General features: G+C 66.6%; 20 protein-coding genes. 13 read left to right on the top strand and 7 right to left on the bottom strand.

Going from position 1 to position 17,984, the window contains the following annotated elements; genetic code table 11:
• Positions 1–274 precede the first annotated feature (274 nt).
• Positions 275–955 carry a UMP kinase gene (gene pyrH, locus CF15_RS07940; RefSeq protein ID WP_058371472.1) on the bottom strand — a complete coding sequence of 227 codons (681 nt, stop codon included), beginning with the start codon at positions 953–955 and terminating at the stop codon, positions 275–277.
• 297 nt (positions 956–1,252) lie between these two features.
• Here pyrH and mgtE point away from each other — a divergent pair, with 297 nt between their 5' ends.
• Positions 1,253–2,833: a magnesium transporter gene (mgtE, locus tag CF15_RS07935; RefSeq protein ID WP_058371471.1), complete on the top strand. Its 1,581-nt coding sequence runs from the start codon at positions 1,253–1,255 to the stop codon at positions 2,831–2,833.
• 179 nt (positions 2,834–3,012) lie between these two features.
• On the top strand, positions 3,013–3,867 hold the full coding sequence (locus CF15_RS07930) for a TIM barrel protein (protein ID WP_058371470.1): 855 nt from the start codon (positions 3,013–3,015) through the stop codon (positions 3,865–3,867).
• Here CF15_RS07930 and CF15_RS07925 read toward each other — a convergent pair.
• Positions 3,864–4,424 (bottom strand): hypothetical protein, encoded by a 561-nt coding sequence (locus CF15_RS07925; RefSeq protein ID WP_058371469.1) that lies wholly within the window; start codon positions 4,422–4,424, stop codon positions 3,864–3,866. The two genes, CF15_RS07930 and CF15_RS07925, sit on opposite strands and share 4 nt — an antisense overlap.
• A 122-nt stretch (positions 4,425–4,546) precedes the next feature.
• On the opposite strand from CF15_RS07925, the gene CF15_RS07920 reads away from it, so the two are divergent.
• Positions 4,547–5,416, top strand: coding sequence for a M48 family metalloprotease (locus CF15_RS07920; RefSeq protein ID WP_058371468.1), 870 nt, complete (start codon positions 4,547–4,549; stop codon positions 5,414–5,416).
• Here the strand turns inward: CF15_RS07920 and CF15_RS07915 are convergent.
• On the bottom strand, positions 5,396–5,794 hold the full coding sequence (locus tag CF15_RS07915) for a hypothetical protein (protein WP_058371467.1): 399 nt from the start codon (positions 5,792–5,794) through the stop codon (positions 5,396–5,398). The two genes, CF15_RS07920 and CF15_RS07915, sit on opposite strands and share 21 nt — an antisense overlap.
• A gap of 327 nt (positions 5,795–6,121) precedes the next feature.
• Here CF15_RS07915 and CF15_RS07910 point away from each other — a divergent pair, with 327 nt between their 5' ends.
• Positions 6,122–6,949, top strand: coding sequence for a tRNA (adenine-N1)-methyltransferase (locus CF15_RS07910; RefSeq protein WP_058371466.1), 828 nt, complete (start codon positions 6,122–6,124; stop codon positions 6,947–6,949).
• On the opposite strand, the gene thrC is transcribed toward CF15_RS07910, so the two are convergent.
• A complete protein-coding gene (gene thrC / locus CF15_RS07905; RefSeq protein ID WP_236698208.1) occupies positions 6,946–8,220 on the bottom strand; it encodes a threonine synthase in 1,275 nt (424 codons plus the stop codon). The genes CF15_RS07910 and thrC overlap by 4 nt on opposite strands.
• A 180-nt stretch (positions 8,221–8,400) precedes the next feature.
• Between thrC and CF15_RS07900 the strand changes: the two genes are divergently transcribed.
• From CF15_RS07900 to CF15_RS07880, 5 genes are read left to right on the top strand one after another with little or no spacing between them, the layout of a single operon-like run.
• Positions 8,401–10,146 carry an ABC transporter substrate-binding protein gene (locus CF15_RS07900; RefSeq protein WP_058371465.1) on the top strand — a complete coding sequence of 582 codons (1,746 nt, stop codon included), beginning with the start codon at positions 8,401–8,403 and terminating at the stop codon, positions 10,144–10,146.
• Positions 10,147–10,169: 23 nt separating this feature from the next.
• Complete coding sequence (locus CF15_RS07895; RefSeq protein ID WP_236698207.1) at positions 10,170–11,108, top strand: carbohydrate ABC transporter permease; 939 nt, start codon at positions 10,170–10,172, stop codon at positions 11,106–11,108.
• Positions 11,109–11,110: 2 nt separating this feature from the next.
• On the top strand, positions 11,111–12,058 hold the full coding sequence (locus CF15_RS07890) for a carbohydrate ABC transporter permease (protein WP_201783117.1): 948 nt from the start codon (positions 11,111–11,113) through the stop codon (positions 12,056–12,058).
• Positions 12,059–13,174, top strand: coding sequence for an ABC transporter ATP-binding protein (locus tag CF15_RS07885; protein WP_058371464.1), 1,116 nt, complete (start codon positions 12,059–12,061; stop codon positions 13,172–13,174).
• A gap of 56 nt (positions 13,175–13,230) precedes the next feature.
• Complete coding sequence (locus tag CF15_RS07880; RefSeq protein WP_058371463.1) at positions 13,231–13,986, top strand: hypothetical protein; 756 nt, start codon at positions 13,231–13,233, stop codon at positions 13,984–13,986.
• Positions 13,987–13,994: 8 nt separating this feature from the next.
• Here CF15_RS07880 and CF15_RS07875 read toward each other — a convergent pair whose 3' ends face one another.
• Positions 13,995–14,513: a type 1 glutamine amidotransferase domain-containing protein gene (locus tag CF15_RS07875; RefSeq protein ID WP_058371462.1), complete on the bottom strand. Its 519-nt coding sequence runs from the start codon at positions 14,511–14,513 to the stop codon at positions 13,995–13,997.
• A 53-nt stretch (positions 14,514–14,566) separates the two neighbouring features.
• Positions 14,567–15,529 carry a DHH family phosphoesterase gene (locus CF15_RS07870; RefSeq protein WP_058371461.1) on the bottom strand — a complete coding sequence of 321 codons (963 nt, stop codon included), beginning with the start codon at positions 15,527–15,529 and terminating at the stop codon, positions 14,567–14,569.
• Positions 15,530–15,613: 84 nt separating this feature from the next.
• Between CF15_RS07870 and CF15_RS07865 the strand changes: the two genes are divergently transcribed.
• The 3 genes from CF15_RS07865 to CF15_RS07855 all read left to right on the top strand — a co-directional run bounded on the left by CF15_RS07865 (position 15,614) and on the right by CF15_RS07855 (position 17,163).
• On the top strand, positions 15,614–16,075 hold the full coding sequence (locus tag CF15_RS07865; protein ID WP_058371460.1) for a universal stress protein: 462 nt from the start codon (positions 15,614–15,616) through the stop codon (positions 16,073–16,075).
• 198 nt (positions 16,076–16,273) lie between these two features.
• The gene (locus tag CF15_RS07860; protein ID WP_058371459.1) at positions 16,274–16,663 is read left to right on the top strand and encodes a hypothetical protein; all 390 of its coding nucleotides are present in this window, start codon (positions 16,274–16,276) and stop codon (positions 16,661–16,663) included.
• A 35-nt stretch (positions 16,664–16,698) separates the two neighbouring features.
• Complete coding sequence (locus tag CF15_RS07855; RefSeq protein ID WP_058371458.1) at positions 16,699–17,163, top strand: PD-(D/E)XK nuclease family protein; 465 nt, start codon at positions 16,699–16,701, stop codon at positions 17,161–17,163.
• Positions 17,164–17,246: 83 nt separating this feature from the next.
• Here the strand turns inward: CF15_RS07855 and CF15_RS08645 are convergent, their stop codons facing one another.
• Positions 17,247–17,420, bottom strand: a complete 174-nt coding sequence (locus tag CF15_RS08645; RefSeq protein ID WP_083494613.1) for an aCcr1 family cell cycle regulator — start codon at positions 17,418–17,420, stop codon at positions 17,247–17,249.
• A gap of 163 nt (positions 17,421–17,583) precedes the next feature.
• On the opposite strand from CF15_RS08645, the gene CF15_RS07850 reads away from it, so the two are divergent.
• Positions 17,584–17,949, top strand: coding sequence for a hypothetical protein (locus tag CF15_RS07850; RefSeq protein ID WP_058371457.1), 366 nt, complete (start codon positions 17,584–17,586; stop codon positions 17,947–17,949).
• Positions 17,950–17,984: the final 35 nt, after the last annotated feature.

Here is a 17,984-nt window from a genome sequence, read left to right as displayed (position 1 = left end):
ACTTTCTTATATAAACTTAGCTTATAACTTAGAGCGTTACGCATAAGTAAGAGGGAGCTTCTACCAGATAAGTGAGAGCATACTAATGGGGCCGCCGGGTTCACTATAGTAGCCGCGCCCGGCGGCCCCGAGGGTGCCCCGGCTGCCGCCCTCGCCCCTCCCCATTTCTTCATGCAGTCGAGGCCTGTGGAGAGTAGGGTGGAGGTACCGTTCCCAGCACCACTCTTCTCCGCAGCAGCCTCTAGTCAGCAGTTTGACGTAGCGCCGGGGTGCGCTAGGAGGCCTCTATGAGGCTCCCCACCTGCTCGCCCCGGACGGCTCTGGCCACGTTCCAGGGGTCTGAGCCGTCCACCACGCGGACGGGTATCCTGCTCCGCTCTACTATGGAGAGGGCGAGGGGGTCGAGGAGCTCGTAGCGGCCGGGCTCAAGGCTCTGCTCGAGGACCCGGCGCAGCTCCCCGTAGCTCAGCCTGGGTATGAGCCTGGCCTCGGGGCTCCTCCTCGGGTCCGCGGTGTAGACGCCTTCAACTGTCGTGGCCAGCACGAGCAGCTCGGCGCCGAGGGCCTCGGCCAGCAGCGCAGCCACCCCCGCGGTGCTCTGGCCGGGCTGGAAGCCCCCGGCGACCAGTATCCTCCCCGTGGCCGCGGCCTCGAGCGCCTCCCAGAGGCTCCTCGGGGGCTCCGGGTAGGCCTCCGGCTGCAGCACGGCGGCGAGGAGCCGGGCGTTCAGCCGCGCCGCCTCTATCCCCAGCATGTCCTGGAAGGCCTTGCCGGCGCCAGCCTCCTCCGCCGCGGCTATGTAGGCCCGGGCCACGGGGCCCCCGCCCACCACTACGGCGAGCCGGTAGCCCTCCCGGCTGAGGAGCCGGAGCACCTCGGCGTAGCGCCGCACCATGCCCGGCTTCTCCGGGTTCACGTGCTTCCCGCTGATCTTCACCACCACCGTCGGCGCCACGGCTGCGCTCCCTGGGGTCCATGGCGGCCCGGGGGCCGAGTTAAGTCATTAACCTCGGCCCTGCGGCCCCGGGGCTAGTGAGGGTGGCGAGGGGGAGCGCTTGGGTGTAGCGCTGGCCGTCGTGGCGTGGATCCCGGCTAGGCTAGCGCTGTTCGCGGCGCCGCCGGCGCCATGCTGGTATCCAGGGGGCTCGCGGGCGCCATGGTCTCCGGCGTCGGGGGCGTCCTCGGCGGCCTACCCAGGGCCGCCGGCCGCTGCCGGGAAGGGGGCAGGCGCTGGTAGGAGGGGTCGGGGACCGTGACTAGGAGGCTGCTGGTGCTCGTCGAGACCCAGGATAGGCCTGGGCTGCTGTCCAGGGTATCCGGGCTCCTCCACAGCCTAGGCGCCAACGTGGCTACCAGCCTGGGCTACAGGGTGGACGGGAGGGCGAGGATACTCTTCATGGTGGATGCGAGGCTTGAGCCCGGGGAGCTGGCTGAGCGGATCAGGGAGCAGCTCGGCGGCGAGGCACGGGTGGAGGCCGCCTACCTGGGCCCCGAGGGCGCCGAGCTGCTGGCGGAGTTTCTCGAGGACAAGCCGGGGCTTGTGAACCTTCTGGAGCTCTATCTCGACCCCCCGGATCTCCTGGACGCGCTGCTCCGCCTCCCTGAGGAGGCCCGGCGCCGCATATACCGCGTGCTCTCCCACAGCAGCCTCGCGAGGATAATGCTGCTGGCCGACGAGGCCACGGCGCAGGAGATAGCTGGGAGCCTGGACCCCGACCATCTCGCCAGGGCGCTGGCCGCCCTGGAGCCCGACGAGACGGTGGATGTGCTGCAGAAGCTCCCGGAGAAGCTGCGCCGCCAGCTCCTCGGGAGGCTCCCGGAGCCCCTCCGCGAGGAGGCGCAGAGGCTGCTCCGCTATCCCCCCGACACCGCTGGCGGCGTGATGACCACCAGCGTACCGGTGCTCCGGGCCGACGACACCGTGCAGCGGGCTCTCCAGGAGCTGCGGAGCGGGGAGCACGATGTGCGGGACACAGTGGTGGTTGTGGACAGCCAGGGCAGGCTCCTCGGGCTGGTCACCGTAGACCAGCTCCTCCGCGCGGGCCCCGGGGAGAGGCTGGGGAGCCTGGCGCTGAAGCCGAGGGCAACTGTGGAACCCGAGGCCGACAGGGAGGAGGCTGCCAGGATAATGCTCCGCTACGATATCAGCAGGCTCCCCGTGGTGGACCAGGAGGGCAGGTTCCTCGGGCTAATCACCATAGAGGACATGGCCGGCGTGCTCACCGAGGAGGCGGCGGAGGACATAGCCCTGCTCGGAGGCGTGGAGGCGCCGAAGGAGAGGTACCTGAAGGCCAGGGTGCTTGACCTCTTCCGCCGCCGCATACTGTGGCTCCTCATGATATTCCTCGTGGAGAGCGTGACAGCCAACATAATTAAGGGCTACGAGGACGTTATACGCCGCATAGCCCTGCTCGCAGCCTTCATACCTCTGGTGATGGATACCGGCGGCAACGTCGGGAGCCAGGCCAGCTCGATGATAGTCAGGGCGCTGGCCCTCGGGGAGATATCGGAGAAGAGCCGCCATGACATAGTATATGTTCTCCTAAAGGAGGTGGCCACCGCAGCCCTCATAGGAGCAGCTATGTCGGCCGTGGGGTTCGTCTTCGCGCTCCTCCTGAGCGGGGGCGAGGTGAAGCTCTCGCTAGTAGTAGCGCTCACACTCTTCATAGTTATCATGATGGCCGATGTTATAGGCGCAAGCCTCCCCATACTGGCCAGGAGGCTGGGCATAGACCCCGCAACCTTGTCGTCACCGCTGCTCACCACTATAACCGACATAGGGGTCACGGTTATCTACATGGGTCTCGCATCCTACCTTATACTCGGGAGGTAGAGGGGCAGGCGGGAAGAGAGGGCTGTGAAGAGTGTGGCGGGCTCAAGCCCCGGGGGGCCTGCCCCCGGGGGATGCAGAGAGTGGACCCGCTGAGCCCTCTGCTGACCCGCGCAGGGCCTCCCTGCCGCGGGCCTCTTCAACCAGCCCTGTGGGAGCCCCTGGGGTGGAGGGTCGCCGGGATGAGCCGTAGGATGAGGTTTGGGCCAGCCGGCAAGCCTGTGGGCATGAAGAGCGGGGACTACGTGAAGGCCATAGAGTACGTGGCCAAGGAGGGGCTCGAGGCTATAGAGTACGAGGCGGTGCGCGGGGTACGGATCAGCGAGAAGAAGGCGAGGGCTATACGGGAGGCGGCAGAGAAGTACGGGACAACACTGTCCATGCACGCACCCTACTACATAAACCTCGCTGGCAGCGAGGAGACCATAAGGAAGAGTATTGAGAGGCTTAGGGCTGCTGTGAGGGCGGCGAGCTGGATGGGCGCCTACGCGGTCGTCTACCACCCTGGCTACTACCGGGACAATCCTAGCCCGAGGGATGCGCTCCGCAAGACCATCGAGAGCCTCCGGCCCCTCGTCGAGTGGATGAAGCAGGAGGGTATCCGGGGGGTGTGGCTAGCCCCCGAGACGACTGGCAAGACAAGCCAGGTGGGGAGCCTGGACGACGTGATAGAGATATGCAGGGAGGTAGAGTTCAGCAGGCCGGCCGTCGACTGGGCCCACCTATACGCCAGGAGCGAGGGCAAGTACATAACCAGCCTGGACCACGTCATAGAGGTTATAGAGAGGATAGAGAGGGAGCTTGGAAGCTGGGCTGTGAAGCCCCTCCACACCCACTTCAGCAGGATAGAGTACGGGCGGGGCGGCGAGAGGGAGCACCACACGCTGAGCGAGACCGAGTACGGGCCGGAGTGGAGGATAGTCTGCAGGGCCTACAAGGAGACCGGGATAGAGGGCGTGGTGATCTCCGAGAGCCCCCTGCTAGACCAGGACGCGCTTGTAATGAAGAAGATGTGCGTCGAGGAGGGCTACATCTAGCCCCTGGCCTCCCCGGCCCCCCTGCCCTCCTCTACCAGCCTCTGGAGCCTCTGGAGGGCGGACGCTACCAGCCTCTGGTGCTTCGCCTCCTCCTCGGTGAGCAGCTCGGCGAGCTTCCGGAGCGTTGTGCCCGGCTCGGCCAGCGGCACTATGCCCTCATAGTTGCTGCGGGCCAGGTCCTCTATGGTAGCGTGCGCCTCCAGGAGGCCGAGGAGCCTGCCCATGTCCTCTGGCCTGGGCTTGTAGCTCAGCACCTCCTTCACCGTAACCTCTATCTCGCTTGCTGCGCGTATCAGCGCCCAGGCTATCTCCTTGTGCACGATGCTATCCATGGCTATTAGGAGGAGGTTCCACCTACTGTCCTCGTCGTGGCAGAGCCTCGCCAGGTCGCCATAGGCCCTTGCCTCACTCATCTCGTCCAGGGCTATGTCCTCTAGGAGCTTCTTCATCCTGTCCAGGGACGCCAGCAGCCGCTCTAGCCGCTGCTCGAGCCTGCCGGCTCCCTCGCTCGCCACGGCGCCCCACCGCCTAGAGAGGGCCTCACCCTGCCGCCTCAAGGGGCTATGCCGAGGGCTATTAGGGGTTTCACCCGCTGCCGGGGGCTGGGCCGCAGCCACTATAGAGGCCCCCGGGCGTCCACGCCGGGGGATGGGAGGAGGCCTCAGCGGGAGTATCAGCCATGACGGGGGCTTCTCACGCCTCCCTGCCGGGGGCGGCGTTCTACGCCGGCATCGTGCTCGCCACAGCCCTCCCCGGGCTATACGTGCTGGTGCTCCGCGGCGACCCCGAGAAGGCGTGGGCCAGGCTCCGCGCGCTCATGGCCGCCGCGCTGGCGGCGGGGGCGCTCATGGCCGCGGGGGGTGGCGGTGTCGACCCCCTGGCGGCGGCCATGGTTGGGCCGGCCCTGGGCCTTGTGTACCTGGCTATCAGCTGGAGGCTTGGCAGGAGGACGCTGGGCAGCCTCGTCTACAGGGTTGGCGGCCGGCTCTACAGGGTCTTCCTGCTATCCTCCGGCCTGCCCACAGCCTTCACCGTGGCGGCCCTGGGGAGGATCTACGTGTCGAGGGGCCTCTACGAGAGGCTGAGGCCGGAGGAGGCGGGGGCCGTGGTGGCACACGAGGCTGGGCACCTGGAGGCCCTTCGGCCCCTCCCCCCGCTGGTGCTCGCCGGCCTCGTGGCCCTCCTCGCCTCCTGGCTGGTAGCGGCCGCTATGAGGCTGGCCGGGGCGGGGCCTCTGGGGGCCGCCGAGGCGGCGGCTATGCTGCTGGCGGCGGGGCTGGCGTGGGTGAGCTTCAGCTGGGCCTGGGAGCACCTGGCTGACATATACTCGCTCCGGGCGGCGGGGGCCTGGAGCATCTCAGCCCTCTACCGGATGACGGGCGCGCTTCCAGAGGAGCCAGTGGTGGCCCGGGCCTACCTCGACGCGCTCCTGGGCCTGAGGCCCAGGAGGGGCCCCGGGGTGGTCTTCCTGGTCAACCCTCACCCGAGGCCGGGGCACCGCCTATACCTCATGGAGAGGCTTGCCTGGCTAGGCCGGGGGCTGCTGTAGCCGCGGGGTGAGGTTCTCCAGCTCCCCCAGGCTGAGGGGGAGGCGGCGCACGAGGGCGGGGCCCCAGAGCCCCTCAGCAGTGTCGAGCGCTGCCTCGCCCCAGGCGTGGCCCTCCCCCGGGTCCGCCAGGTGGGCTCCGAAGACCACCCCGTCGACCACCGCCAGGCCGAGGCTGTGGCCGCTCTCATACTCTACGCAGACCAGGCCGGTGAACCTCTCCGCTACGAGCTCCTCGCCCAGCCGGAGCCACACGTCGCCCTCCATCTCGGCGGCCTCGGCGCTGGAGGCTAGTATGCACGCGGCCTCCGCCGCCCCGTCGAGGGGGAGCCCGGCCTGGGCGAGGCTGTGGCAGGCGGTCTTCTCGACGCCGAGGCTCACGGCCAGCTCACCGCTGGGAGGGACTAGGCGCGCGGGAGGGCTAGGGGCTTAGGGGGCTGTAGAGAACCATGTATCACCGCCGCCTCTTCTCCAGCTGCGAGAGCTCCGGGGAGGAGGGCCTCAGCCAACCCGGCTTACGCCATCAGCGCCGCCGTGGTGGCGCCTCGGCCCGGGGTTCGCTTCCGGCGCGTTCATCACGTCCCCGGGGGCTACCCGGGGCCCGGAGCCCTATAGCCTGATAGCCTCCAGGCGGCCGGGGGCTGCGGCGTGACATCGTTATAGGCGGGCTCTACAGCCCCGCGGCCCTCCCCCGGGGAGTGCATCCCCGTGGGGGGCGAGTGCTGCCGCGACGTGGTGTGCGAGGGCTGCCCAGTGCTCCTCGTCCTGGATGAGAGGAGGAGGTTCCTGTTCCGGGTCGAGAGGGGCAGGGTGCAGGGCAGCGACCGGGGCGTGGTGAGGCACGACGACCTGGTGGGGCTCCGCTACGGCTCCTGGGTGAGGCTGAGCAGCGGGGCCCTGGCGCTGGTGCTCCAGCCCCGGCTGGTCGACTACATGGAAAGGGGGCTGCGCAGGAGGAGCCAGGTGATATACCCGAAGGACCACGGCCTCATACTCATGCTGCTCGACCTCAAGCCGGGGGCCCGGGTGCTCGAGATAGGGGTGGGCAGCGGCTACACTACAATAGTCCTCGCTCAGGCTGTGGGAGCCACCGGCAGGGTCTACAGCTACGAGGTCCGCAGCGACATGCTGGAGACCGCCAGAAAGAACCTGGAGACGGTGGGGCTTCTGGACCGCGTGGAGCTGAAGCACCGGGACGCGAGGCTGGGGGTGGACGAGGAGGGGCTGGACGCGGCCGTGGTGGACATGCCCGACCCCTGGGCGGTGCTACCGGTGCTACACCGCGCCCTCCGCCCCGGCGCCGGCGCCGTCTTCTTCCTCCCGGCGGTCAACCAGGTCTCGAGGCTCCTATCCGCGATGGATCTCCGCGGCGGCTGGGCGGAGACCCGGGTCTACGAGGTCCTGCTCCGCGAGTACGAGCCCCGGGGCGACGCGCTCAGGCCGAAGACGACTATGATAGCCCACACGGGCTACCTCGTCTACGCGAGGAGGGTGGAGGAGAGGCCGGCTCAGGTAGGGGATAGAAATAGGGGCTAGCCGCCGGCCAGGCTGGTGACCAGCTTCACCGCGTCCTCCACGCCGGCCGCCACGTACCTCCTGGCCCCCGCCTCCAGCATAGCCTGGGGGTCCTTCAGCCCGTGGCCCGTCAGCACTATCACCACTGTCTCGTCGCTTGATATGACCCCCTCCTCGACGAGCTTTATGAGGCCCGCCAGGCTCGCCGCGCTGGCAGGCTCCACGGCGACGCCCTCCAGCCTCGCCAGCATCGCCTGGGCCCGGAGTATCTCCCTATCACTCACCATCGTGAAGACGCCGTTGCTCTCCCGCACTGCCCTCATAGCCTTGGGCCAGTTGACCGGGTGCCCTATCCTTATCGCTGTCGCCCTCGTCTCCGGCTTGTCTACGAAGAGCGGCTCGTTCAGCCCCTTCCTCCAGGCCCTGGCTAGCGGCGCCGCGCCCTCAGCCTGCACCCCCGCCATCCTCGGCAGCCTGTCTATCAGCCCGTGGCGGTGGAGCTCCCGGAACCCCTTCCATATAGCGGATATGTTGCCCGCGTTGCCCACTGGGACCACCACCCAGTCGGGCGGCTCCCCTCCAAGCGCCTCGACAACCTCGTAGGCGAGGGTCTTCTGGCCCTCCAGCCTCCAGGGGTTGAAGCTGTTCAGAGGGTAGAGCCTCGCATCCCTCCCCACCGCCTCCATCACGGCCCTCAGCGCGTCGTCGAAGCTCCCCTCTATCTCCACTATATCGGCGCCGTAGAGCACGCTCTGAGCCAGCTTGCCCAGCGCCGTCTTCCCGCGGGGCACCACCACTATCCTCCGGAGCCCCGCCCTGGCGCCGTAGGCGGAGACGCTTGCAGCAGTGTTGCCCGTGCTCGCCACCACGAGAGCCCTGGCGCCGGCCGCCTTAGCCAGCGTCACCGCCACGGTCATGCCGCGGTCCTTGAAGCTCCCCGTCGGGTTCTGGCCCTCGTTCTTAGCGTAGAGCCTCCGGAAGCCCAGCATCCTCCCTATGTTCTCGAGCTCCACCAGCGGGGTAGCCCCCTCGCCGATGCTCACGGGCTTGACGCCGCTTACCGCCGGCAGAAGCTCCCGGTACCTCCAGACCCCGGGCCTCCGCTGCTCCCAGAGCCTCCAGGATGGAGGCCTCGCGGGCTCGACCTTGACATCGAGGAGGCCGCCGCAGCGGGGGCAGCGGACCAGCCTCGGGTGCGGCGGGTACCTGGCGCCGCACGCCACGCACTGCAGCTCTACTTCATTCTCGAATCCAAGCGCATCGCCCGCCTCGTATCCAATCTCCCACGCCAAGCCCACGGCTAACCCGGGGCCGCGATATAAGCATAGCGGCTAATCCCTCTCCACGCCCACCAAGCCCCCGCAATAGACCGCAGCATCCTATAATGGCAAGACTTTTAGCTAACAACTGTTACGCAGTATATAGTAAATAATTGAAGAGGTTTTCACGTGCCCAGGAGGAGTGGTGGTGCCATGGCTCAGCGCACAGGCCTCATAGCCGCCGCGGTCGTAATAATAGTTATCATAGCTATAGCAGCCGCCATAACCCTCCAGCGTGGAGGCAAGCCCGCGGCAACCACCACAGCGCCGCCGGCCACCGCGGCCACCACGACTACAGCCGCCGCATCCTCCCCAGCAGCAACGGCAGGCCAGGCCAAGCCCTCCAAGCCAACACTCACCGGCAACATCGAGGAGGACATAGTAGCTATAGGCCGCTACCTAGCGGCTCAGGGCATACACAAGGCCACCTTCACCGTCTGGGGCGCCGGCGACCCCAACAGCGTGATGAGGACCCTCGCCGTCGCCGAGGCCGCGTACAGGCTCAACAAGATACTAGAGAAGAACGGCGTAGACTTCAGGATAGAGGTTAAGCAGAACTTCCGCCGCGGCGGCGGGGACAAGCTGGCAGAGGACTTCGCCGCAGCCTTCCAGAGCAACGCCAACCCCGACATAATGGCTAACAGCTACAAGCACATAGCGAGGTTCGCCGAGCAGGGCTACCTGCTCGACATAACCCCCTACCTGGAGAAGTACAAGAGCCTCCTAGGCGACTTCTACCCCAGCCTGCTCGCAGCCGTCCAGTACAAGGGCAGGTACTACGGCCTGCCGCAGGACACCGAGGCTAGGCCCCTCTACTGGCGCACCGACGTAGCAGCATGCATCAAGGAGAAGACCGGCAACGACATACTCGCCGGCCTCGCGGAGAAGATAGAGAGGGGCGAGGTAACCTGGCACGACATCTACCGCTACGCCAAGCTGGCGGTGGAGAGCGGGTGCAGCAAGTGGGGTGTGCTGCACCGTAAGGGCAGCGCCCACCCAGACCTAATACAGTTCATCTACGCCTTCGGGGGCAGGCTCTACGACCCCGAGAAGAACATGCTGGTCCTCGACGTGCCGGCCGTCTACAAGTGGCTCTACGTCGAGTGGCGGATGGCTCGCGACCACCTGCTGCCGGAGGACATGATGAGCTGGGACTGGGCCAAGCAGATACACCCCGCGGTGGTCAGCGGCCAGACGCTGGTGTGGATAGGCGGCACCTGGCACTGGACGGAGTGGCAGACTAAGCCCTACTACCTGGACCCGAAGACCGGCGAGAAGAGGCCGCTGACCACCGAGGAGGTGAAGAAGTACTTCTACTATACCCTCTTCGCAGCCGGCGACCCCGGTGATAAGCCGGTGACCCTTAGCCAGCCCTTCGTCTGGATGATAGCGAGCAACGCGGGCAAGGACAACCCCAGGTACAGCGAGCTCAAGGACGTGTACCACATGCTGGCGTTCCTCCTGGTAGTCAAGGCTGACGACCCTGACCTGGTGGCGATACACAGCATCATAAGCGCCCACCTGCCGGTGAGGAAGGCAGCGGCCGAGCTGATAGCAGACAAGGCGTGGGTGGAGAAGCTGGCCAAGCTGCAGGTAGACCTGAGCCCCGAGGTGAAGAACTCCATAGCCGATATAGTCAAGGCTACCGTCAACGACATAAACGTGGCGTTCCTCGCCAACGCGAGCAATATGCTGAAGTACACCCACCTGACCCCGATGCACCCCGACTACCCGAGGCTGGCCGACATATTCGCCAGCGCCGTGGACAAGGTGCTCCGGGGCGAGATGACCCCCGAGGAGGCCGTGAACTACATAATATCGAAGATCAAGGCGGACCCCGAGCTCTCCAAGACGGTGGAGATTGTCGGCGAGATCCCGAGGGACTGGAGCTTCCCCTAGCATCCCCCTAGGGGTGTGAAGCTGTGCCCAGGCCTAGGCTCGGCCCGGCAGCGTTTTTCCTCATGCCCGCCCTCTTCCTCATAGCCGTGTTCTACATAGCCCCCCTCATGCTCTCCATCTACATCGGGTTCACGCCTCTTAGGGATTGGAACCTGCACCGCTACCTCGGAAGCGTCACTACCTACAACTACGAGAGGCTCCTCCACCTGCTCCTCCACGACCCGGACGTTGGCAAGATCATACGCACAACCATAGTGTTCGTCTCGCTCACGCTCCTGGTCAACGTGCTGGGCGGCCTCGCCCTGGCTCTGGCGGCCTTCCTAATGGAGGAGAGCATCTCCCTGCCGACGAGGCTCGCCTGGATGCTTCCCCGCATGACGCCTATAGCAGTGTACTCGCTGATATGGTACTACTTCTTCCTCGGTGACCGCACCGGGACGCTCAACAGCATCCTCCTCCGGCTAGGCGTTATAGACAAGCCTGTGGACTGGGGCACCAACCCCGCGCTGCTCCCCTACAGCGACTGGGCCATACTGGTCCTCGTCAACGGCCTGGTGGGCGTGAGCTTCGGCATGGTGGTGTTCTACAGCGCGCTCCGCAGCATACCCAGGGAACACATCATAGCCGCGAGGGTGGACGGGGCCTCCACCTGGCAGCTGGTTAGGCACATACTGGTTCCCCAGCTCCGCTGGCACCTGGTGTACGTTACCATCTGGCAGCTGCTCAGCCTCGTCACAACCTACGCCCACATATTCCTGCTGGTGGAGTGGGGTGCCCTGGACAGGTGGTGGGGGAGCACATGGGCCCTCTACGTGTTCAACACTGCGTTCTCCACCGGCGACCAGGGCCTAGCGGCCGCTGCCTCCACCCTGCTCGTGGCCTTGGGCGTGGTGCTCGGCCTGGCCGCGCTCCGGCTGCTAGGCTTCCAGAGGATGATGCAGGAGCCGCGGGGTGAGATCTAGCCGTGCAGCTCCGCCTCCCCAGGCTGCGGAGGAGCGGGGCCGAGTGGTCCCAGCTCAGGGATGTGGAGACCCTGCCCAGGCGCCGCCTCACCCTGGTGCTGGGCCTGGCGGTGGGCCTGGCCACCCTCCCCCTGGTGCTGCTCTACCTGCTCCTCGTGCTCTCGAGCTTCGCCGACCACATGCTCTCGGGCCCCGACATATTCACCGCCCGCTACAGCCTCGATAACTGGAGGCTCCTCCTTGAGGGCCGGCTGGAGCCCGCCGCCGGCAGGCTCTACACGGCCCGCTACCTTGCAGCGATAGTGCTCAACACCTTCATAGTGGCGCTCGGCGTCACCGCCGTGGTTGTCGCGGCGAGCGTCATGGCGGGCTACGCGTTCTCCAGGATGAGGTTCCCGGGGAGGCGCAGGCTCATGGAGCTCATAATCCTGCTGCACGCTTTCCCGGGAGTGGCGCTTATCATAGCGGTCTACGCCATCTACGTCTGGAGCCTCGGGGCTGTGCCAAGGGACGCGGTTACGGGGTACCGCTTCCTCTACACCATCCTGGCCCGGGCGGCCCTGGAGATACCCATGAGCATATGGCTGATGAAGGGGTTCTTCGACAAGATACCCTGGGAGGTCGAGTGGAGCGCCCTTGTGGACGGGGCCTCCCGGCTCCGCGCCTTCTGGCAGATAGTGCTGCCCCAGGTCAAGCCGGGGATAGCAGCCCTCTCCATCTTCGCCTTCCTAGCGGGCTGGGAAGACCTGATATACGTGCACGTGTTCCTCTACACCGGGGGCATCAAGACGCTCGCTACCTTTATAGAAGAGGTGGTGGGTAACATAGAGACAGCCTACCTGCCCGTGGCGGCAGCCGCGGGCACTCTCTACCTGCTACCCACCATAGTCTTCTTCATCATCACCCAGAGGCTCCTCCTCGAAGCTGCCAGCGGCGGGGTGAAAGGCTGAATGGTGGAGGTCCGGCTCGAGAACGTGACAAAGAAGTTTGGCCGGGTAGTGGCGGTAGATAACGTGTCGCTGATCTTCCCCGACGGAAGATTCTCCGCGCTGTTGGCGCCGAGCGGCGCGGGGAAGTCGACGCTACTCTACCTGATAGCCGGGATCTACAAGCCGACGAGCGGCCGCATATTCTTCGGGGACCGGGATGTGACCGACCTGCCGCCGAAGGAGCGCAACGTGGGCCTGGTGTTCCAGAACTATGCGCTCTACCCACACATGACCGTGTATGATAACATAGCCTTCCCGTTGAGGCTGCGCAAGCTCCCCCGGGAGAAGATAGACGCTAAGGTGCATGAGGTCGCTAAGCTCCTCCATATAGAGGAGCTTCTCGACCGGTACCCGGGGCAGCTGAGCGGGGGCCAGCAGCAGAGGGTCGCCCTCGCCCGGGCGCTTGTCAAGGAGCCTGAGGTCCTGCTCCTAGACGAGCCCCTCAGCAACCTAGATGCCCTGCTGCGGCTCCGCATAAGGGCGGAGCTGAAGAGGCTGCAGAGGAGCCTGGGGATAACAGCGATATACGTTACCCACGACCAGTCGGAGGCCATGAGCATGGCCGACATGATAGTTGTGCTTAACCGGGGCAGGGTGCAGCAGGTGGGGAGCCCCGACGAGGTCTACAATGCGCCGCGCAACTTGTTCGTGGCCGGGTTCATCGGCTCTCCCCCCGCCAACATACTCCCAGGCAAGGCCGAAGAGGGCAGGGTTGAGGTCGCGGGCTCATGGTTCACGCCCAGGGAGGACTACTCCAGGGTGATGGCGAAGAGGGGGCTGAGAGAGGTAGTGGTGGCGTTCCGGCCAGAGCATGCTAGGCTCAGCCAGGAACCGGTGAAGGACACGCTGAGCATCATGGCTGAGGTCTACGTGGTCGAGCCGCTCGGCAAGGAGAACATCGTGACGCTGACGGCCGCCGGGGTCCCCCTGAAGGTTGTGACACCGCCGAACGTGAGGCCGGAGGCCGGGGAAAAACTCTACGTGGTCGTGCCGAGGGAAAAGGTTATGCTGTTCGACCCCGAGACGGAGCTCAACCTCGCCTACCTCGCTGAGGAGGCCAGGCGGTCCCTAGACTAGCCCCGCCTCTCGCACAGGACACATCTCCCGGCACAGGCCGGAGAGAGGGCGCCGGGATGGCCACGGGAAGGCCTTACTCATGCCTCCTAGCCGGCGCGGCCATCGGCGCCGGGGTTGTGCTAGCGGTAGCCGGGCTGCTCCTATACCACTACGCCGCCGGCAGCTACAAGCACCTCTACCAGGAGGCGGTGGAGTACCGCGGCCTCCTAGAGAGGTACCAGGCCGTACTCCGGGAGCTCAACCAGAGCGGGCTGCTCGAGGGCTACCGGGAGCTCGCGCGCCAGCTCCCCCGGGTCAGGGCCGCCCTCGAGGATTACCGGCGGGTTCTCGGCAACGCGTCTCAGGCTGCCGCGACGATAGAGGAGTTCTACAACCTGACCCATAGCAGCTGGTACAACAAGACCATGAAGATGCTGGCCGGGCTCGCCGGGAACCCCATTCTAGCCGTGCTGCTGAGGTCCAAGCTGGGGCTCGACACGCAGGCCGCCGGGCTCCTAGCAGCCCTCATGGCGGAGGCCCAGGAGGACACCGCCAAGGCGGCCAAGATCATAGAGGCTCTCCAGGGCCTGGACCGGCAGGCGGAGAAGTACCTCGCCACCCTGAGCAGGATCGTCGAGGAGCTGCCGCCGGATAGGCTGGAGCGCGACCTGGCCCAGGCCCTGGGAGCGCTGCAGGAGGCTGACAAGGCGCTTGCGAGGCTAGAGGAGAACCCGCCGGGGAAGCTCGAGGCCCGGGGCCTCGCCATCCTCGCCGCCGGCCTGGCGCTGGCGGGCGCCGGGGCCCTGCTGGCCCTGCGGCGCTGCGGCCCGTGACCAGGCCGCTAGTAGCCCCGGGACTTCAGCAGCCGGATGTACTCCCTCATCCAGGCAGGCATGTCGGGCGGCACCCTGGCGGTGACGAGGTTTCCGTCAACCACCACGGGCTGGTCCAGCCACTCGGCGCCAGCGTTTATCACGTCGTCCTTTATCCCGGGGTAGCTCGTGGCCCGGCGGCCGCGGAGCACGCCGGCGCTGATGAGTATCTGCGGCCCGTGGCATATGGCCGCGACCGGCCTCTCGTCCTCGAAGAAGCTCCTAGCTATCCTCTTCACGTGCTCGTTGTTCCTTATCCTCTCGGGGCCCCTACCGCCGGGGAGGACGAGGCCCACGTACTCGCGGGGGTCCACCTCCTCGAAGACCAGGTCGGGCTTGACGCTATACCCCCTCTTCCCCGGCAGGGTGTCCCGGCTGGGCCCCGCGACCAGGGTCTCATAGCCCTCCTCCTGGAGCCTGTAGAGCGGGTAGTAGAGCTCGATATCCTCGAACTCGGGGCCGACTAGGAACAGTATCCGCCTAGCCAAGGCCCAGGCCCCCGAGGTAGGCTCGCCGAGGCCCCCGGCTCTATTTCAGCGTTTCAAAGGCCCCTGCACCCGGCGGCCGCGTTGGCCACCATCCTCGCCACCTGGGCCGGGCCCATGCTGGTGCTCGGCCTCGGGGCACCCGCCACGTGGCTGTGGCCTCCGCCGCCCAGCCTGGAGGCGATGCAGTCGGCCCTCAGTTTCCCCCAGGTCCTTATGCTGAGCCCCCGGGGGTAGAGGATCACGGCGACATCGACCTCCCCAGGGCCGGGGACGAGGCCCAGGCGCTGGACGTCGCAGCCACTTGCCCTGGGCGGGGGAGTGACGACCGCCACCCGGACGCCGCTGATCTCGTAGCGGTCCACCCTGGTGCTCCTCCTTATCTCCTCGTAGTAGCGGGGCGCCTCGGCCTCGTAGATCCTCCTAGCCCAGTCGGGCCACAGGTCGCCCTCCGCCAGCGCCTCCGCCGCCCTCCGGAGGCCCTCCCAGTCCAGATGGCGGAGGACGAGCCTCCACCGCTCCGCCAGGCCGCGGGGGTCCTCGGAGCAGCTGTCATCGGCCCTGGCTATCTCCACGAGCTCCAGGTCCTCGCCGCCGCAGCGGGCGACGCAGCACGCTATCTCAGCCGTCACGTGGGACCGGTCGTGAACCACCACAGCCCCAGCACGCTCAAGCGCCTCCCGGGCGCCCGGGGGCCATTCATGGTGGTCTATCCAGGCCAGCCTCTGGCCCCAGCGGAGCAGCGCCGCCACCGCCTCCGCCTCGGAGCGGCTTCTCGGGGACAGGTCGGCGACGACCACCAGGGTGCCGGGCCTCCCCGCCGCCTCCTGGAGCCCGCGGCGGAGGACCCGGTAGAGGCCCCGGGCGCCAGCAACGCTGTGGACCGCCTCGAGCCCGCGGCGCCGGGCCCAGCGTAGCAGCAGCGCAGCCGCGGCGAGGCCGTCAAGGTCTATATGGCTCACCACGTGGACCCTGCGCGCTGAGTCGAGCAGCCGCCACGCCTCCTCCAGGCCAGCCAACCAGTACGCCCCAAGGTGCTAAGGGGTGCCCGGAGGATAGCCTTGTTTAACCCCTATCGCCTATAGGGATGATGGTGTAGGGGCTTGGTCTACACGTGCATAGTGGTGGGCTATGACGGGAGCCCGGCCAGCCGGCTAGCCGTGGACAAGGCGGTGAAGCTGGCCAAGCTGCTGGGCGCCAGGCTCCGCGTAGCCACCGTGGTGCCTCCGCCCGCGGTGTTCCTCGGCGAGATGGTGATCCCGGAGCAGCCCGTCGTGGAGGAGCTGGTGCAGCCAGCCAGGCAGAGCCTCGAGAAACTCGTCAAGGAGATAAAGGAGACGTCCGGCCTCGAGGACGTGGAGCCCGTGCTACTGATAGGCGACCCCGCTGACGAGCTTGTAAGTTTCGCCGAGAGCAATGACTGCGACCTGATAGTGGTCGGCCGCCGCGGCCTAAGCGGGCTTAGGAGGCTAATAATGGGCAGCGTCTCCAACAAGGTAGTGTCCATAAGCCATAAGGTGGACGTCCTAGTGGTAGAGACATCAAGCCTCAAGAAGGAGAAGTAGCCCCCGAGCCCCTGCCCTGCCTCCAGCCCCGCGGCTAGCCCAGCCCATGTTCTCCTCGCAGCCCTCCCCCTAGCCGCGGCCCCAGGCCTCCGGCACGGCCCCCGGTGGCTGCCTGAGGCCCGGGGCCTCCCTCCCCCTTTCTGGGGCGTAGAGACTACTACCCCTGGGAGGGGCTAGAGGCCGAGCCTGGGCTGAGGCTTGATATGCCTCGACAGGGTGCTCGTGCTGGTGGGGAGGCTCGCCCGGAGCCGCGGGCCCCCGGTGGTGGCGGCTAGCAGTATAGGCTCCTGGTACTGGTGCAGCCTGAAGGCCTGGCATGCTACAAGCCTCTTCAACGCAGGCTGGCTGAGCCCCGGGGATCTAGCGGAGGAGGCCTGGAGGGGCCTAGCCATCCTCTGGTCGGCTGAGCTGGCTAAGGACAGCTTCGCCGGGATCATACGCGGGAGGCTCCTCCACGGCGAGGACCTGGAGGAGGTTGCTCGGGAGGCGCTGGGGGGCGCAGTGCTGGCGAAGAGGCTGGCCAGGGGCGGCGCGGGGGAGATGCAGAGGCTCCACCGCGAGGGGTCATCCCGGTCCTGGGGCTCATAGACCCCGCGGCCTACGAGAGGCAGCTCCACCGCTACATGGAGGCCGAGGACCCCGTCGAGTACTACTGGAGGGAGGAGTGGCCCCTCATGGCCCGCAGGCCGAGGAGCCGGGGCTACACGGTGATAGGCGTGCCCGACGCCCTCGAGTGGAGCCCCGCGGGGCTGCGGGTGGTCGAGGTGAAGACCACCTCTAGGCCCCGGGCGATGCTCCGCAGGGGCCGCGGCTACTGGGCCGCCAGGGCGCAGCTCGCAGCCTACGCCTGGATCCTCTCCGAGCGCTGGCCCGTGGAGGAGGCCGTGCTCCTCGTCCGCGACGCCACCGGCGCCACTGCGCTGAGGGAGAGGCTGGACCCCTGGGAGCTGGCCTCCTGGTTCGAGGAGAAGATCCTCCCCGGCGTGGCGGACCGGCTGGCCTCCCAGAGCCCGCCACCCAGGCCCCGAAGGCCGCCATGCAGGAGCTGCGAGTACGGGGCCCGCTACCCCTCGGCCTCCGGGGCCTAGGGGGATGCCCCTCGGAGGAGAGGCTTGATGGGCCTCCAAAAAGAGTTGTGGGGCACGTGGAGTAGCCCGGCTGCTCCGCGGCGCTAGCTCATCAGCTTCACTATCTTGGGCTGCGGCTGCACCTTGTAGTCCTCAAGCCTCAGGTACAGCTCTATCGCCTTCCTTATCACTTCGCTCCGGGTCACGCCCTTCAGCCGTGCAAAGCTATCCAGCTTCTCGAGCAGCTCCTCATCCACCTTGAAGGTCACGACACGCATCCTGGGACCGCCCCCAACCCCCACCAGGCTTCTCCTAGTATGGGGAAGCCTCTAGTAGAAGATTACCGTGGAGAGTATTACTAGAGAACTCTCACAAGAGCCGGACACGGCGCGTTCGGCTTAAATAGAGGGCTCTTGTACCGAGTATACGTGGGCCGAGACAGTGCCGACAGTACATCTGTCACTGCCGGAGGCTGTCTACAGCGAGCTAAAGGAGTATGCCAGCGAGATGGGGATACAGATAACGGACTTGATAAAGATGATGATACGGGAGGGGCTGGAGAGGTACCGCCGCGAGAAGGAGGAGAAGAGGCGCCGCCAGCAGGAGGAGACGACACAGGCGCTCCTCCAGGTGCTCCACGAGCTTGAGGAGCTGCGCCGCGAGTTCCAGGAGTACCGGGCCTACGTGGAGGGCGAGCTCTACAGGCTGAACAGCAGCATACACGGCCTCAAGCGCCGCGTCTCTAAACTAGAGGACACCGTGGAGGAGCACCTCATACCCGTGGACGCGGAGATAGTGAGCCCCTAAGGCCCTGCCTACCGGTTCACGTTCACCCGCGCTGC

This window comes from Pyrodictium occultum (genome assembly GCF_001462395.1).
Classification (GTDB): Archaea; Thermoproteota; Thermoprotei_A; order Sulfolobales; family Pyrodictiaceae; genus Pyrodictium; species Pyrodictium occultum.
This window is presented reverse-complemented; position numbering and strand designations above follow the sequence as displayed.